This window comes from Bradyrhizobium sp. JR4.1, assembly GCF_040548605.1.
In the GTDB taxonomy this organism is placed as follows: domain Bacteria; phylum Pseudomonadota; class Alphaproteobacteria; order Rhizobiales; family Xanthobacteraceae; genus Bradyrhizobium; species Bradyrhizobium canariense.
On record NZ_JBEPRY010000014.1, the window covers coordinates 79507 to 95263 of the forward strand.

17 protein-coding genes and 1 tRNA gene are annotated in these 15757 nt (G+C 65.5%); 11 read left to right on the plus strand and 7 right to left on the minus strand.

Translation table 11 applies throughout. The annotated features are described in order from the left end of the window. Positions 1-5: 5 nt before the first annotated feature. From ABIB90_RS25040 to ABIB90_RS25050, 3 genes are read right to left on the minus strand one after another with little or no spacing between them, the layout of a single operon-like run. Positions 6-449 carry a GNAT family acetyltransferase gene (locus ABIB90_RS25040; RefSeq protein WP_354162008.1) on the minus strand — a complete coding sequence of 148 codons (444 nt, stop codon included), beginning with the start codon at positions 447-449 and terminating at the stop codon, positions 6-8. Continuing rightward, positions 446-1873, minus strand: a complete 1428-nt coding sequence (locus ABIB90_RS25045) for an FAD-binding oxidoreductase (protein WP_354162006.1) — start codon at positions 1871-1873, stop codon at positions 446-448. Before ABIB90_RS25045 ends, ABIB90_RS25040 begins: the two co-directional genes overlap by 4 nt. Positions 1874-1895: 22 nt before the next feature. After that, positions 1896-2885, minus strand: coding sequence for an L-threonylcarbamoyladenylate synthase (locus ABIB90_RS25050; protein WP_354127348.1), 990 nt, complete (start codon positions 2883-2885; stop codon positions 1896-1898). Positions 2886-2953: 68 nt separating this feature from the next. Here ABIB90_RS25050 and ABIB90_RS25055 point away from each other — a divergent pair. Beyond that, positions 2954-3030 (plus strand) — tRNA-Pro (locus ABIB90_RS25055). Between the two features lie 201 nt (positions 3031-3231). Here ABIB90_RS25055 and ABIB90_RS25060 read toward each other — a convergent pair. The 3 genes from ABIB90_RS25060 to ABIB90_RS25070 form a co-directional block, all read right to left on the minus strand. Then, positions 3232-3558, minus strand: a complete 327-nt coding sequence (locus tag ABIB90_RS25060; RefSeq protein ID WP_219678648.1) for a hypothetical protein — start codon at positions 3556-3558, stop codon at positions 3232-3234. Positions 3559-3779: 221 nt separating this feature from the next. Continuing rightward, positions 3780-4004, minus strand: a complete 225-nt coding sequence (locus ABIB90_RS25065) for a hypothetical protein (RefSeq protein ID WP_007594875.1) — start codon at positions 4002-4004, stop codon at positions 3780-3782. Between the two features lie 156 nt (positions 4005-4160). Further along, positions 4161-4340: a hypothetical protein gene (locus tag ABIB90_RS25070; protein WP_354201561.1), complete on the minus strand. Its 180-nt coding sequence runs from the start codon at positions 4338-4340 to the stop codon at positions 4161-4163. A gap of 258 nt (positions 4341-4598) precedes the next feature. Here ABIB90_RS25070 and ABIB90_RS25075 point away from each other — a divergent pair, with 258 nt between their 5' ends. The 6 genes from ABIB90_RS25075 (at position 4599) to ABIB90_RS25100 (ending at position 9349) form a co-directional block, all read left to right on the plus strand. Continuing rightward, positions 4599-5012, plus strand: coding sequence for a hypothetical protein (locus tag ABIB90_RS25075; protein ID WP_219678647.1), 414 nt, complete (start codon positions 4599-4601; stop codon positions 5010-5012). 191 nt (positions 5013-5203) lie between these two features. Next, the gene (locus ABIB90_RS25080; protein WP_219678645.1) at positions 5204-6163 is read left to right on the plus strand and encodes an N-carbamoyl-D-amino-acid hydrolase; all 960 of its coding nucleotides are present in this window, start codon (positions 5204-5206) and stop codon (positions 6161-6163) included. A 411-nt stretch (positions 6164-6574) separates the two neighbouring features. Next, on the plus strand, positions 6575-7195 hold the full coding sequence (locus ABIB90_RS25085) for a TetR/AcrR family transcriptional regulator (protein WP_035993264.1): 621 nt from the start codon (positions 6575-6577) through the stop codon (positions 7193-7195). Between the two features lie 53 nt (positions 7196-7248). Next, positions 7249-8442: an MFS transporter gene (locus ABIB90_RS25090; RefSeq protein WP_354127345.1), complete on the plus strand. Its 1194-nt coding sequence runs from the start codon at positions 7249-7251 to the stop codon at positions 8440-8442. A 139-nt stretch (positions 8443-8581) separates the two neighbouring features. Then, positions 8582-9001: a hypothetical protein gene (locus ABIB90_RS25095; RefSeq protein ID WP_007594853.1), complete on the plus strand. Its 420-nt coding sequence runs from the start codon at positions 8582-8584 to the stop codon at positions 8999-9001. A 138-nt stretch (positions 9002-9139) separates the two neighbouring features. Continuing rightward, positions 9140-9349: a hypothetical protein gene (locus tag ABIB90_RS25100; RefSeq protein ID WP_007594851.1), complete on the plus strand. Its 210-nt coding sequence runs from the start codon at positions 9140-9142 to the stop codon at positions 9347-9349. Between the two features lie 257 nt (positions 9350-9606). On the opposite strand, the gene ABIB90_RS25105 is transcribed toward ABIB90_RS25100, so the two are convergent. Then, the gene (locus ABIB90_RS25105) at positions 9607-10572 is read right to left on the minus strand and encodes a LysR family transcriptional regulator (protein ID WP_219678637.1); all 966 of its coding nucleotides are present in this window, start codon (positions 10570-10572) and stop codon (positions 9607-9609) included. A gap of 121 nt (positions 10573-10693) precedes the next feature. Here ABIB90_RS25105 and ABIB90_RS25110 point away from each other — a divergent pair, with 121 nt between their 5' ends. Genes ABIB90_RS25110 through fba form a run of 4 tightly spaced genes read left to right on the plus strand, consistent with a single transcriptional unit; the run spans position 10694 to position 15757 of the window. Beyond that, positions 10694-11731 carry a class 1 fructose-bisphosphatase gene (locus ABIB90_RS25110; protein ID WP_007594848.1) on the plus strand — a complete coding sequence of 346 codons (1038 nt, stop codon included), beginning with the start codon at positions 10694-10696 and terminating at the stop codon, positions 11729-11731. A 12-nt stretch (positions 11732-11743) separates the two neighbouring features. After that, positions 11744-12619, plus strand: coding sequence for a phosphoribulokinase (locus tag ABIB90_RS25115; RefSeq protein WP_007594842.1), 876 nt, complete (start codon positions 11744-11746; stop codon positions 12617-12619). A 16-nt stretch (positions 12620-12635) separates the two neighbouring features. Further along, complete coding sequence (tkt, locus tag ABIB90_RS25120; protein ID WP_354161996.1) at positions 12636-14657, plus strand: transketolase; 2022 nt, start codon at positions 12636-12638, stop codon at positions 14655-14657. Positions 14658-14671: 14 nt separating this feature from the next. Further along, the gene (gene fba / locus ABIB90_RS25125; protein ID WP_354161993.1) at positions 14672-15757 is read left to right on the plus strand and encodes a class II fructose-bisphosphate aldolase; all 1086 of its coding nucleotides are present in this window, start codon (positions 14672-14674) and stop codon (positions 15755-15757) included.

Here is a 15757-nt window from a genome sequence, read left to right on the forward strand (position 1 = left end):
CGATCTCAATTGCTTGGCGTTGTGGTGCGGCCGTCGAGCCACTTCTGAAACATCACCGAGGTCGATTCCTCGAAACCCAGCGACTGGTAGAACGCATTGGCCTGCTCATTGCCGCGCCGGACCAGGAGCTGGAGCTTTGCGATGCCGGCCGCGCGCAGCCAGTCCTCGGCCGCCGCCATGATGACGCGGCCGTAACCACGTTTCTGGCTATCCGGATCGACCGCGACGTAATAGACCCAGCCGCGATGGCCGTCATGGCCGACCATCACGGTGGCGACGATGGCGCCGCCGTCGCGGCCGAGCAGGACGGTGGAATTGTCGCGCCGCCGCGCCAGCGCGATGTCCGCATGCGGATCGTTCCACGGCCGCGTCAGGCCGCAGCGCTGCCACAGCGTGACCACGGGCTCGACATCGGCCTCGGTGATCGCATCGATCGTGAGCGCACTCACAGCACTTTTCCCGGGTTCATGATTCCAAGCGGATCGAGCATCGCCTTGATGGACCGCATCAGCTCGATTGCAGTCTTGTCCTTCACATCGGGAAGCTCGTCGCGCTTGAGCACGCCGATACCGTGCTCCGCCGAGATCGAGCCGCCCATGCGCAGCACGATGGCGAACACGACCGCGTTCATCTGGTGCCAGCGCGCCAAATAGTTCGCGGTGTTGGCGCCGATGGGCTGGCTGACATTGTAGTGCAGATTGCCGTCGCCGAGATGGCCGAACGGCACCGGCCGCGCGCCGGGGATCAGCTTCACCACGGCTTCATTGGCTTCGGCGATGAAGGCGGGCACGGTGGCCACCGGCACGGAAATGTCGTGCTTGATCGAGCCGCCCTCCGGCTTCTGCGCCGACGACATCTCGTCGCGCAGCTTCCAGAAGCCGGCGCGCTGGGTGAGATTGGCCGCGATCACCGCGTCGTCGACAATCTCGTCCTCCATGGCGCGGCCGAGGATCGTTTCCAGCGGCGTGCGGGCGTCATCGCCGGGGGACGACAATTCCATCAGAACGTACCAGGCATGCTTTTGCGCCAGCGGATCGCGCACGTCGATGCCGTGGCGGATCGAGAAATCGACTGCCATCTCCGACAGCAGCTCGAAACTCGTCAGCGCATTGGCGGCCTCGCTTTGCGCGATCGCCAGCAGTTTCAGCGCGGCGTCCGGCGACTTCAGCCCGACGAAGGCGGTCTCGATCGACCGAGGCTTCGGAAACAGCTTCAGCGTCGCCGCGGTGATGATGCCGAGCGTGCCTTCGGCGCCAATGAAGAGGTTGTGCAGATTGTAGCCGGTGTTGTCCTTCTTCAGCTTCGAGAGCACGCCGAGCACGCGCCCGTCCGCCAGCACCACCTCGAGCCCCAGCGCCATCTCGCGCGCGACGCCATAGGCGAGCGCGGCCGTGCCGCCGGCATTGGTCGAGAGATTGCCGCCGATGGTGCAGCTCCCTTCCGCGCCCAGCGAAAGCGGAAACAGCCGGTCCACGTCCGCGGCCTTCTGCTGCGCGATCTGCAGCACCACGCCGGCCTCGCAGGTCATGGTGTTGGAGGCGGTGTCGATCTCGCGGATCTTGTCGAGCCGCCGCAGCGACACCACCACCTCGCCATTGTGCGGGGTCTGGCCGCCGACGAGCCCGGTGTTGCCGCCCTGCGGCACCAGCGCGATCTTGTGCTCCGAAGCGAGCTTGCAGATCGCGGCGACCTCCGCGGTCGAGCCTGGGCGCAGCACCAGCGGCGAGCGGCCGTGGAACAGATTGCGCTCCTCGGTGACATAGGCCTCGATGTCGGCCGCATCGGTGATGGCGTGCCTCTCGCCGACGATCTTGCGGAATTGTTCGATCAGCTCGGGCGCAAGCGGAGGGGTGGCGGAATGATTAATGTTCATTGTCTTGTCTCTTGCTTCGCTCTTATCTCGCCACGGCCGCCCGGCGCAGCCGGTCGTTGATCGCTTCGCCTAGATCCTCCTCGGGGATCGTCATCACCGCGATCGCCCGCGGGCGCCTCTCATCGAGGGCGCGAAGATAGCCGAACAGATTGGCGGCGGCTTCATCGAGATCACCGCTGGGCGACAAATTCATGACCGCGGCAGCGGCCTCCAGGCCAGGCAGGCGCGCGGGGCCGAACGCCAGCAGCGCTTCGCCCGGCGCGACGTCCTGCGCATTGAGCCGCACATGGGCGCGCGGCGCGTAATGCGAGGCCAGCATGCCCGGCGCCAGCGGCTGGCTGTCGTCGCTGTCGGCCTCCGCCGGCAGTCGCGCCAGCGGTGCGCCGAGCACGGCCTCGATCCGCTCGCGTGACAGGCCGCCGGGCCGCAGCAGCATCGGCGCCGCAAAGCAGCCGACGATGGTCGATTCGACGCCGACCGTAACAGGCCCGCCGTCGACGATCAGGTCGATCCGGCCCGCAAGGTCGCCCTCGACATGAGCTGCCAGCGTCGGCGAGACGTGGCCGGAGAGATTGGCAGACGGCGCCACCACAGCCCCGCCAAAGGCGCGCAGGATCGCCTGCGCCACCGGATGGGCCGGAATGCGGATCGCGACCGTGTCGAGGCCCGCAGTGGCAAGCTCGGCCACCGGGCAGTTTTCCGTCTTCGGCACCACCAGCGTCAGCGGCCCCGGCCAGAACGCCTCCGCAAGGCGCGAGGCGCAGGCGTCGAATCGCCCGATCCTGCGCGCGGCCGCGAGGTCGGCGACATGCGCGATCAGCGGATTGAAGGCCGGCCGCCCCTTGGCGGCGTAAAGATGGGCGATCGCGCCGGCATTTCCGGCATCCGCCCCGAGCCCGTAGACCGTTTCGGTCGGGAACGCGACCAGCCCGCCGGCGGCCAATGTCCGGGCGGCAGCCTCCGCGCCAGCCTCGCCGGCCGGTAAAATCAGCGTTTCAAGACCCGTTTTCACAGGGATAAGATTCCTCAGCTCGGCCGCTTGCGGTGCGCCAAACCCGACGCTATAAGCCGGCCTCTTGTCGGAGTGTGGCTCAGCCCGGTAGAGCACTGCGTTCGGGACGCAGGGGTCGCAGGTTCGAATCCTGCCACTCCGACCAATCTTCCAAAAGTCGACGTTTTCCTAAAGGCTCGTTCCCAAAGGCTTGGCGGACCGGCCGCCGGCGCCCGGGAGCGCCTTCTTGCAACGATTTTCGGGGCGGGTCCACGGCCGATTTGGCCGGGCAGGGCGGCTTGTGTGAGCGGCATGGCTCGGCATTTGCCGATATCAATGACTCGGCGTTGTAAGCTAGGTCAGAGGACTACCGCCGCGCCACCAGCACGCCGATCATGAACGCCACCATCAGCGCCGGCAGCGGCGCCTCGCGCACCATGCCGCGAACGACGTGTGTCCAATGTTGCTCCGGGACGAGGTTCGGCGACCTGATCTCCGGCGTTGGCGTGATGCCCCATTCCGACGCTAGCTCTGCGACCTCGCTCGATGCGAGCCGCACGCCATCGCGGACGCGGAAGATCGCTGCGTCGGATCGTTCGCCTGGTGCGAGCGCCATCAGCGTCGCGACGGCTGTGCGCAACGTCATCTCGCCGTAGCCTTGCAGCCTGACCGATTCCTCGGGGTCGGACGTCATCGCAAATACCTCACAGCGCCAAATGCTCTACAGCGCGAAGTGGCGCGCGATGGTGAAGGCCATCGTCGCGCACAGGACCAGCGTGGATACCGCGCCGGCCACGCCGCGCACGAGATCGGCCCGCGTCAGGTGCCTGGTCATGATCTTGCTCCATGCTCGGCATGGCAATGGCGGGGAGGCGGCGTTGGTTCCTTGCGCGACGGGCGAATCGCGAACCGCGGCTATTTCCGCAGCAGCTCGCTCAGTGCGGCCGTCGCCTCGGCGCAGCGGATATCGTCGATTTCGCGCGACAGGCTGAGGGCGCTCGATCTGAGCTCTTCGACTTTCCAGCTCTCGGGGTGCTGGGTCTCGAGTTGACCGAGCCGCTTGTTCAGATCGTCCAATCTGGTCTGCAACTGCTCGACGCTGGCAGCCCCGTTCACCACCCAGACTCGTTGCGCACGCATCGTCGTTCCCCTGCTCGTCTCACGGCGTTGTGAGAGGGGTTCGTGGCCGCAATGGGAGTTTCTTTTGTCCGGCTTCAGACGGACGGGAACCGTTGCAGATCGGCAACGGGAGTTCCTTCGTGTTAGCGTGCGTCTGGAGCTCGGCCCGTCGCCGCATCAGGCCGCGCGCGGCCACTCGGTCGATTGCTTTTCAAGCCGGCGTTCGAGAATGGCGACGCTCACCCGGATATTCTCGCGTCGAGCCCGCATTTTGTGCGCGAGCATGGGATAGGCGACGTTCTGGGGATCGCAGATTCCAGCCTTCCGCTCTTCCTCCAGAATGTCGGCGTCGATCATTCGCAGGCGCCAGCGCAGGTCGGAGATCAATGCATGGAGCTGTGTCGGCATGGTCGCTTCGAAACGGGACGTCGGGTGCATGATCGCCTCACGATGAGACAGACCCACTGCGGGTCTGAGGGATTTGACTGCCGTGCAGCAAGCGGAATGCCAGTGGGCGGCTGAGCGTCTCGCGCGATTGCTCGACGGCGCACCGGAACGATTGCCACTTTTTCCCGTTGCTGCAGGGGCCTCGACAACGAGGCGATCGAGGGACCCATGCCGCTCATCCGCTATTTCGTCTTCACCGGCGGCGCTCTGCTCGCCCTCCTGTACCTCGCTGACTACTACCTCGCCGGCCCCGTAAGCGCCGCCGCCGAAACCGGACCGGACCTCTCGATCGCCCGAATTCATTCTGCACAGACCTGGCCGGAGAAGATCGTCTTCGACACCAACGTGCGACAGATTCCGTTGACCAAAACTGTGGCGTCAACGTCAGACGCGGCGGCGCCAGTCGCGCCGGACGGTACGCGCCAGGCATTTGCCATGGCGGCGCAGCCCGCCGCGGAGCCCAGGCAGGCCAAGGCGGCCTCTCCGAACAAGCGCGTCGCGGAGCGGCATCGGCGCCGCCAGCCGTCGCGCATGGTGGCGCGCAGTCAGTTCTTCAACGAGCCCGTCGCCGCAGAATGGTGAGTGGCGCCCTGTGAGGGTGTTTGCGCGCGACGTGGATGCGATCAATCCCAATTCATCCTCGGCGCTTCCCGCGGAACGGTCGGGCTGCCTCTCGGTTGGGCACCGTGCCGGACAGCGGGGCTGTGCGCGCGGCGCATCGCGCGATAGGCTCTGCCGCGACCTGACCCGGGAAGCGGACGAGGGAAAGATTCGTGGCGAGATTTGTAACTGTTGCGGCCGGCCAGCTTGGCCCTGTGGCGCGGACCGAGACCAGAACCGCGGTCGTGGCGCGCCTGATGGCCTTGATGCGCCAGGCGCACGCAAACGGTTGCGACCTGATCGTCTATCCCGAACTCGCGCTGACCACGTTCTTTCCGCGTTGGTATTTCGAGGATCAGGCCGAGATCGACAGCTTCTTCGAGCGGGAGATGCCGGGGCCGGAGACGAGAGGCCTGTTCGATCTCGCGCGCGAGATCGGCATCGGATTTTATCTTGGCTATGCCGAGCTGACGGTCGAGGCCGGAATGGTCAGGCGCTACAACACCTCGATCCTGGTCGAGAAGAGCGGCGCCATCGTCGCGAGATATCGCAAGGTTCATCTGCCCGGGCATGCCGAGCACGAGCCCTGGCGCGAATTCCAGCATCTGGAAAAACGCTATTTCGAGCCCGGCGATGGTTTTGGCGTGACCGAGGCCTTTGGCGGCGTGATGGGGATGGCGATCTGCAATGACCGCCGCTGGAGCGAGACCTATCGGGTGATGGGCCTGCAGGGCGTCGAGATGGTGATGATCGGCTACAACACGCCGGTGCACAATCCGCCCGCGCCCGAGCATGACGATCTCTCGCTGTTTCACAATCATCTGGTGATGCAGGCCGGCGCGTACCAGAACGGCACCTTCGTGGTCGGCGTCGCCAAAGCGGGTGTCGAGGAGGGCGTCGACCACATCGGCGGAAGCTGCGTCATCGCGCCCTCCGGCGAGATCATCGCGCGATGCACGACCAAGAGCGACGAGATCGCGCTCGCCCGCTGCGATCTCGATCTCTGCAACTCCTACAAGCGCACCACCTTCAATTTCGACGTTCACCGTCAGCCGCAGGCCTACGGGATGATTGTCGAACGGAAGGGCGTGACCATGATGGCGGATGGAACGCCGGTGCGAACGACGGGGTGATCTCCTGTAGCCCGGGTGAGCGTAGCGATACCCGGGGCCGCTCGCGCGGCGTTCGCACCTTCCCGGATTACGCTTGCGCTCCATCCGGGCTACGGGACTTCCTGTGTCGCCCCCTGTCAGTCCGCCGCCGCTTAGAGGCGATGCTATCCCGTGCTTCGCTCGGAATTGGCCATGTCGCGGCAGTCAGGCGCAACAATCTCAAATGTCGTCCTGGCGAAGGCCAGGACCCATACCGCGAGGTCAAGCGATTTGACGCGGTATCAATCCCACCGAACGAATGTCCGCCAAACCCCTCCCTGGATAATGGGTCCTGGCCTTCGCCAGGACGACGCCTGAGCCATCAGTTTGATCCGTGATCTCATCACAACCAAGTGTCTTTATTCGGAAACAATCATTCCCTATTATTCCGCAATGCAAAAGACCGCCCGCAAATCCCAGCCGATTGCCCGTCCGCCCGGCCGTCCCCGGGAGTTCGACATGGACACCGCGCTCGACAGGGCCGTCCGCGTGTTTTCCGAGCGCGGCTACCATGCCACCTCGATCGGCGATCTCACCACGGCGATGCGGCTGGCGACCGGCAGCGTTTACAAGGCATTTCGCGACAAGCATGCGGTGTTTCTCGCCGCCTTCGAGCGCTACGTGGCTCTGCGCCAGGAGCAGACGCGTAGCGCGGCGGCGAAAGGCGCCAATGGCCGCGAGCGGCTGCGCAACATGCTGCTGTCGTATGTAGAGCATTCCCAGGGCAGCGAGGGGCGGCGCGGCTGCCTCGTGGTCGGCAGCGCCGTCGAATTGTCCGCGGTCGATCCGGTGGTCGCCGCCCTCGTCAGCGCGCGGCTGGAAACCAACGAAGGCTTCATCGCCGGCCTCATTCGCGAGGGGCAGGCCGACGGCTCTATACCCCGCCATGTCGCCGCGGACGACACCGCGCGGCTGATGATCTGCATCACGCAGGGTCTGCGCGTGGTCGGCAAGGCGCGCCTTTCGCTCGACGGCAAGCGCCTGGTCGCTGTCGCGATGAAGCTGCTCGCCTGAATTTTTTGTCATATTAGGGAACAAGCGTTTCCTATAGTTCGGAGACTGTGTGAATGACGATGAATGCCACGATCGAGACCGCGCCGGATCCGGATGCGGTGTCGCAGCTCCTGACCTTCGTGCTTGCCGCGGCCTGTGGCATGGTCGCCGCCAACATCTATTACGCCCAGCCGCTGATCGCCCCGATCAGCGCCGCGCTCGGCCTGTCGCATGAAGCGGCGGGGCTGATCGTCACCATGACGCAGATCGGCTACGGCGTGGGGCTTCTCTTCATCGTGCCGCTCGGCGACCTCGTCGAGAACCGTACCCTGATCTGCTCCGTCATCACGCTCGGCGCGGCAGCCCTGCTCGCCGCGGGGTTCGCGTCCCACGCGCTGCCTTTCCTGATCGCCGCGCTGTTCATCGGGCTCGGCTCGGTCGCGGTGCAGATCATCATTCCCTATGCGGCGCATCTGGCGCCGGCAGCCATTCGCGGCCGCGTCGTCGGCAACGTCTCGACCGGCCTGATGCTCGGCATCATGCTGGCGCGGCCGGTGTCGAGTTTCGTCACGGCGATGCTGTCGTGGCACGCGGTGTTCTTCTCTTCGGCCGCGCTGATGATTGTGCTCGCAGCCGTGCTCTGGATGACGCTGCCGAAGCGTAAGCCGGTCGCGCGGATGCATTACGGCGAGTTGCTGCTGTCGATGCCGCATCTGGCGCGGACCACGCCGCTGCTGCGCCGCCGCGCGCTGTACCAGGCCAGCCTGTTCGGCGCCTTCAGCCTGTTCTGGACCGTGACGCCGCTGCTGCTCGCGAGCGAGTTCGGCTTCACCCAGAGCGGCATCGCGCTGTTCGCGCTCGCCGGTGTCGCCGGCGTGTTCGCGGCGCCGATCGCGGGGCGGCTTGCCGATCGCGGCCACAGCCGCATGGCAACACTGGTCGCGCTGCTGCTCGCGGCCGTGGGCTTCCTGATCACGCATGTCGGCGCGGCCGGATCGGTGCTGAACCTCGCCTGCCTGGTCGTGGCCGCGATCGCGATCGACATCGGCGTGCAGGGCAACGTCGTGCTCGGCTTCCGCGCGATCTTCGCGCTGGGGCATGAGCACCGCAGCCGCCTCAACGGCCTCTACATGGCGACGTTCTTCACGGCGGGCGCGGCGGGCTCGGCGGTCGGCGCCTGGGCGTTTGCGCAAGGCGGCTGGACGCTCGCATCGGCCATTGGCCTCGCGTTGCCCGTCGCAGGGCTGATCTATGCGGCCACCGAGTAGCGGCCGCGGTGGTCCAGATTGCGCGATTCGGCCCGTTTACCAAGGCCGTCCGGCCGGCAATTTCCACCTCGCAGTTTCCCTGCCGCTGTAGTACTTTGGTCGCAAGCGAGCCTGGTTAACGGGCGGCAGGGGGAGGCTGATGAGGCGTGCGGGGCTGGTTGGCGTACCGCGGGTACGACCATGGTCGTGGCAGGCGTTTCTGCTTGGATTCGTCGTTGTCGCGATGTCGGCTGCGCTCCAGGGCGTCTGTGTTGCGCTCGGCGCAAAACTTTATTTCGCGGCGTTCCTACCCAGCCTGTTCGTGCTCGGCATTGTCGCGGGCGCGCCGGCGGCGGCGTTCGCCGCGGTGCTTACAATTCCGCTGGTGTGGTGGGCGTTCATGCCGCCCTTCTTCGAGTTCAATTCGCTGACCAGCGCGCATGCCGATTCCATCAAGCTGTTCTGCCTGCTCGCCGTGCTGGTGATCGGCCTTGCCGATCTCTGCCGTGCGACGATGGCGATCATCAGCCGCGGCGGGTTGAAGCCGCGGAGCGAGAGCGCGGCAACGAATTCGCAATAGATCGGCCTTGCGCGGTCGCGCACGTTGCGCGCAGGCAACAGTCCGGAAACCATTCGCACGCTTGCTGTGCGGCGCTAACTTTTCGAAAAAGATTTGGCCGCAATTTCTCCCCCGGGAATGACGAGGGAGTTTTCGGACATGAACGGCCAAATCACCGGTCACGCCATCTTGGAGAACGTGCGCCGCTACCGCGGTATCGCGTCGCTCTATCGCCAGACCGCTGCATTCCGTCCGGGCCAGAGCTGGTCGCTGCTCGAGCAGGCGAAGGATTGGGAAGCGCGGGCGCTGCTGGAGCTGGAAGCCTATTTTGCCGCGCGGATGGACTACGCCGCGACGCGTGCGGCCTGATCGTTAACCATCGGCGCGGGCTTGGGCAGGCCCGCCGAGGGGCCGGTCGTCGGGTCGCGTACGGAGACCACGGGGCGATTACGGAGTTCTCTCGACGCCCGCCTGTGCTAGCAACGTCCCGACCGAGACATCCCAATTCGGCCGGGGCAAGCGATGACCACCTTTAACCGCATCTTCACGACCGAGCGCCTGCTCCAGATCATCGTCATTCTCGCGGCCACGGTCGCGATGAAGCTGATGGGCTGAAATTCGACGGGCTATCGCGCGCCGAGTTCGGGCAATTCGGGAAGATAGTTCGACCCCTCCGATCCCAAGAAATCGAACATCGCCTGCGCCGGTGGCAACAGCACCTTGTCGCTGCGGCGGATCACGTACCATTGCCGCACGATCGGCAGGCCCGCGACGTCGAGCACGATCAGCCGGCCCTCGGTGAGCTCGTGCGCCACGGTGTGGGCCGAGATGAAGGCGATGCCGAGCCCGGCGATGACAGCCTGCTTGATGGTCTCGTTGCTGCTCATCTCCATGCCGATGATCGGCTCGAGATCCGACCTCTGGAACATGCCTTCCATCAGTGTCCGCGTGCCCGAGCCGGGCTCGCGGGTGAGGAAGGTCTCGTGCACGAGGTCGGTCAGGTTGAGGCCGGAATCCTTCTCCAGCCAGTGCCCCTTGCGCGCGACGATGATGTGCGGATTGCGCCCGAGCTGACGGACGTCGACGCTGACATCGGCCGGTGGCCGACCCATCACCGCGAAATCGAGATCGTAGCCGTGCATGGCCTCGCGGATCTCCTCGCGATTGCCGACCGTGAGCTTGAGCTCGATCTTCGGATACCGCTTCGAGAATGCCGCGATCGCGTGCGGCACGAAATACTTTGCAGTCGAGACAGCGCCGAGATGCACCGTGCCGCCGGTCCGCCCCGCAAGCAGGTCGAGCGCGCCCTGGCAGTCGGCGATTGCGGCTTCGACCCGCTCGGCGAGGGTAAGCACCTCCTTGCCCGCCTCCGTCAGCAGCATGCCGTCGCCGGTCCGCTGCAGCAGCGGCAGTCCGGCGAGATCCTGAAGCTGGCGCAGTTGCTGGGTCACGGCCGGCTGCGTCAGGCCGAGTTGGGTCGATGCGGCCGTGACGCTGCCCTTGGCCGCGAGCGCCGCGAGCGAGCGAAGCTGCCGGATCGTCAGATGCCGGAGCTGTGCTGAGGCATTATAAGATAATTCTTTGGCACTCATTATGAATAGAAATTTTCCTTATTAAGCCGCCCCTGTCAATCTCATCGTTGTTGGCACTGACCGCACCGGACCTCCAGCGGGGAGGGAACTGGATACGGCACCAGCAAGGGGATGGACGCAGATGACCGGGCAACTCAGGCTGGACGACCACCTTCAGCGGTATTCCGAGACGGCGCCGCATGCGCTGGCCGTGGCGGCCGCGGTCGACGCCATCGCGGCAGCCGCGATCGAGATCGCCGATCTCATCGCGACGGGAGACCTTGCGGACGCATCGGGCCTGACCACCGGCCGTAACAGCGACGGTGACGTCCAGCGCGATCTCGACGTGCAGGCCGACGCGATCCTGCGCCGCTGCCTCGGCAAGCTGCCGATCGCGGCACTGGCATCAGAGGAGATGCGCGAACCTCAGATCGGCGACCGCGCGGCGAAGATCTGCGTCGCGATCGATCCGCTCGACGGCTCCTCCAACATCGACATCAACATGACCGTGGGCACGATCTTCTCGATCCTGCCCGCGCCCGATGATCTCACGCTCGCCTTCCATCAGCGCGGCTCGGCGCAGCTCGCGGCGGGGTTCGTCACCTATGGTCCGCAGACCTCGCTGGTGCTGACGCTTGGCGAGGGTGTCGACATCTTCACGCTTGACCGCAAGTCCGGTTGCTTCCGTCTCGCCCGCAGCGCCGTGCAGATCTCCGAGACCTGCGAGGAGTTCGCGATCAACGCCTCGAACCGCCGGCATTGGGAACAGCCGGTGCGCGCCTTCGTCGACGAATGCCTCGCCGGTGTGGAAGGGCAGGCCAATCACAATTTCAACATGCGCTGGGTCGGCTCGCTGGTTGCCGAGGCCTATCGCATCCTCACCCGCGGTGGCGTGTTCCTCTATCCCTCCGATGCACGGCCCGGTTATGGCGACGGCCGCCTGCGCCTCGTCTACGAGGCGCACCCGATGGCCTACATCATCGAGCAGGCCGGCGGCTCGGCTTCGACCGGGCGCGAGCGCATCCTCGAACTCTCGGCGCAGAGCCTGCACCAGCGCGTGCCGCTGATCATGGGCTCGAGCAACGAGGTGCAGCGTGTCGAGGAGCTGCATTGCGATCCCTTGCTGGTCGCCAGCGTCTCCGCACCGCTGTTCGCGCGGCGCGGCTTCTTCCGGCTGTGAGCGAGGCATCCTATGTCCAGGAAGTATCCGATCATCTCCATCACCGGCTCTTCCGGCGCCGGCACCACGTCGGTCAAGAAGACCTTTGAGCAGATCTTCTTCCGCGAGAAGGTCAACGCCGCCTACATCGAAGGCGACGCCTTCCATCGCTACGATCGCGCGGAAATGCGCACGCAGATGGCGAAGGAGGCCGATCGCGGCAACAGGCATTTCAGCCATTTCAGCCCCGAGACCAACCTGTTCGAGGAGCTGGAGCGGGCGTTCCGCGATTATGGCGAGAGCGGCACAGCGATGACGCGCCACTACGTCCACGATGCCGAGGAATCCGCGCTGCATGGTGCCGCACCCGGCACCTTTACCGAATGGAAACGACTGCCGGAGAGCTCCGATCTGCTGTTCTACGAAGGCCTGCACGGCGCGGTCGTCACCGACAAGGTCAACGTCGCGCGCTATGCCGACCTCAAGATCGGCGTCGTGCCCGTCATCAATCTCGAATGGATCCAGAAGCTGCATCGCGACCGCAGTGCGCGAGGCTATTCGACCGAGGCCGTCACCGACACCGTTCTGCGGCGGATGCCCGACTACATCCACTACATCTGCCCGCAATTTTCCGAAACCGACATCAACTTCCAGCGCGTGCCCACGGTGGACACCTCCAATCCATTCATCGCGCGCTGGATCCCGACGCCGGATGAATCGATGGTCGTGATTCGCTTCAAGAATCCGCGCGGCATCGACTTCCCCTATCTGCTCTCGATGCTGCCGCAAAGCTGGATGTCCCGCGCCAATTCGATCGTCTGCCCCGGCGCGAAGCTCGATCTCGCCATGCAGCTCATCCTGACGCCGCTGATCATGCAGCTGATCGAGCGCAAGCGAAACCTGAAGTGAACGAGGGGAGGATCCGATGAACATCTCCGTCCACGCCGACGCCGACCTCACGGCGGTCACGCACAACGATCTCGCCAATTCCGTCCGCTTTCTCGCGGTCGATGCCATCGAGACCTCGCAGTCCGGCCATCCCGGCCTGCCCATGGGCATGGCCGATGTCGCGACCGTGCTGTTCTCGCGCTTCCTGAAATTCGACTCGGCTCACCCCAATTGGCCGGACCGCGACCGCTTCGTGCTGTCGGCGGGCCATGGCTCGATGCTGCTCTATGCATTGCTCCATCTCACCGGCGGCGACCTCAGCCTCGATGACATCAAGGCGTTCCGGCAATGGGGCTCGAAGACGCCGGGGCATCCGGAATATGGCCACACGCCGGGCGTCGAGACGACGACCGGTCCGCTGGGGCAGGGGATTGCGACCGCGGTGGGCATGGCCCTCGCCGAGCGCATGGCCAATGCGCGGCATGGCGATGGCCTCGTCGACCACTTTACGTATGTGATCGCCGGCGACGGCTGCCTGATGGAAGGCATCAGCCAGGAAGCGATCTCGCTCGCCGGCCATCTCGGGCTGGGCCGCCTGATCGTGCTGTTCGACGACAATGGCATCTCGATCGACGGCCCGACCTCGCTCGCGACCTCCGACGACCAGCTCGCGCGCTTCGCTGCCTCCGGCTGGTCGGTTCGCCGTGTCGACGGGCACGATCCCGAAGCAGTTGCGCAGGCGATCGCCGAGGAGCGTGAGAGCACAAGACCGTCATTGATCGCCTGCCGCACCATCATCGGCTATGGCGCGCCGGATCGTCAGGGCACCGAGAAGGCGCATGGCGCGCCGCTCGGCACCGAGCAGGCGGCAGCGGCGCGGCGAGCGCTCGGCTGGGACTATCAGCCCTTCGTGGTGCCAATCCCGATCCTGAAAGCATGGCGGATGATCGGGCAGCGCGGGCAGGTCGCGCGTCTCGCCTGGCTCGATCGCTATGAATGCGCGACGCCCGAGCAGCGCGATCTGTTTGTCGAGGGCAAGACGGTTGCCCTGCCGAACGCCTATGCCCAAGCCTCGGCGAAATTGCGCGAACGCTTTGCCACCGAGCGTCCGAAGCTTGCGACGCGGCAGGCGTCGCAACAGGTGCTCGACGGCATCGCAGGGACGATTCCCGGATTTGTCGGCGGCTCGGCGGACCTCACGCATTCGAACCTGACGCATGCCAAGGCGCAGACCCCGGTCAAGCGCGACGCGTTCGCCGGCGATTACATCCATTATGGTATCCGCGAGCACGGCATGGCGGCCGCGATGAACGGCCTCGCGCTGCACGGCGGCTTCATTCCCTATGGCGGCACCTTCCTCGCCTTCTCTGATTACAGCCGGCCGGCGATCCGCCTTGCGGCGTTGATGCGGATCCGCGTCATTCATGTGATGACCCATGACTCCATTGGTCTCGGTGAGGACGGCCCCACGCATCAACCAGTCGAGCATCTCGCAGCGCTTCGCGTCATTCCGAACCTGCTTGTGTTCCGGCCGGCCGACGCGGTTGAGACGCTGGAAGCCTGGGACTGCGCGCTCCAAGCTGAAAATCGTCCCTCCGTGCTGTGCCTGTCCCGTCAGGCCCTGCCGACCTTCCGCAGCGATGTCCGTGGAAGAAACCGCGTCGCACGCGGCGCCTATCTGATTGTTTCGCCGGACGGCGGCCGAGACGTGACGCTCATTGCAACAGGTTCGGAAGTCTCGACTGCGCTGGAAGCGGCTCGCCTGCTTGCCACCGAGCATATCCGCGCGGCCGTGGTCTCCGCACCCTGCTTCGCGTTGTTCGAGGAGCAGCCGGAGGACTACCGCGCTGCCGTGCTCGGCACTGTGCCCCGGGTGGGCATCGAGGCGGCAGTCGCCGGCGATTGGCATCGCTGGATCGGCACCGAGGGCGAATTCGTCGGCATGCGCGGCTTCGGTGCTTCAGCGCCGGCCCCGGTGCTCTACCGCGAATTCGGCATCACGCCACAAAGCGTTGCGGAAGCCGCCCGGCGGGCGATGGCCCGCACAGGCAAGCAATAACAGGAGGAATTGTCGTGGCCCGTATCACCCTTCGCCAACTGCTCGACCACGCCGCCAGTCACGGTTACGCGGTGCCGGCGTTCAACATCAATAACATGGAGCAGGGTATCGCGATCATGCAGGCGGCGGCCGAGGTCGATGCGCCCGTCATCATCCAGGCTTCGCGCGGCGCGCGCAGCTATGCCGGCGACCTCATGCTCTCGCACATGATCGACGCGCTGGAGCGGACCTATCCGGACATCCCGCTCTGCATGCACCAGGACCACGGTAATGACGAGGCGACCTGCGCCTCCGCCATCGCGCATGGCTTCACCTCCGTGATGATGGACGGCTCGCTCAAGGCCGACGCCAAGACCGCGGCCGATTACGAGTACAATGTCGCGATCACCAGCCGCGTCGTCGATCTCGCGCATTGGGTCGGCGCCTCCGTCGAAGGCGAACTCGGCGTGCTCGGCTCGCTCGAACATGGCGGCGGCGAGCAGGAGGATGGCCACGGCGTCGAAGGCACGGTCAGCCATGATCAGTTGCTGACGGATCCCGACCAGGCGGTCGACTTCGTCCGCGCCACCAAGGTCGATGCGCTCGCGATCGCGATGGGCACCTCGCACGGCGCCTACAAGTTCAGCCGCAAGCCGGACGGCGACATTCTGGCCATGCGGGTGGTCGAGGAGATTCATCGCCGGCTGCCGAACACGCATCTCGTGATGCACGGCTCTTCCTCGGTGCCGCAGCCGCTTCAGGACATGTTCAACCAGTTCGGCGGCGAGATGCCGCAGACCTGGGGCGTGCCGGTCGAGGAGATCGTCCGCGGCATCAAGAGCGGCGTGCGCAAGGTCAATATCGATACCGACTGCCGACTGGCGATGACCGCGGTGTTCCGCAAAGTTGCGGCGCAAACGCGCTCGGAGTTCGATCCACGCAAATTCCTCAAGCCCGCGATGGATGCGATGCGCGAGCTCTGCCGCGAGCGCTTCGAGCAGTTCGGGACCGCAGGACACGCCAGCCGGATCAAGGTCGTTCCCTTGAGCGAGATGGCGCGGCGCTACCGCGCCGGAGAACTCGATCCGAGCGTCGACGCCCGCGACCCTGTCGCAGCCTAA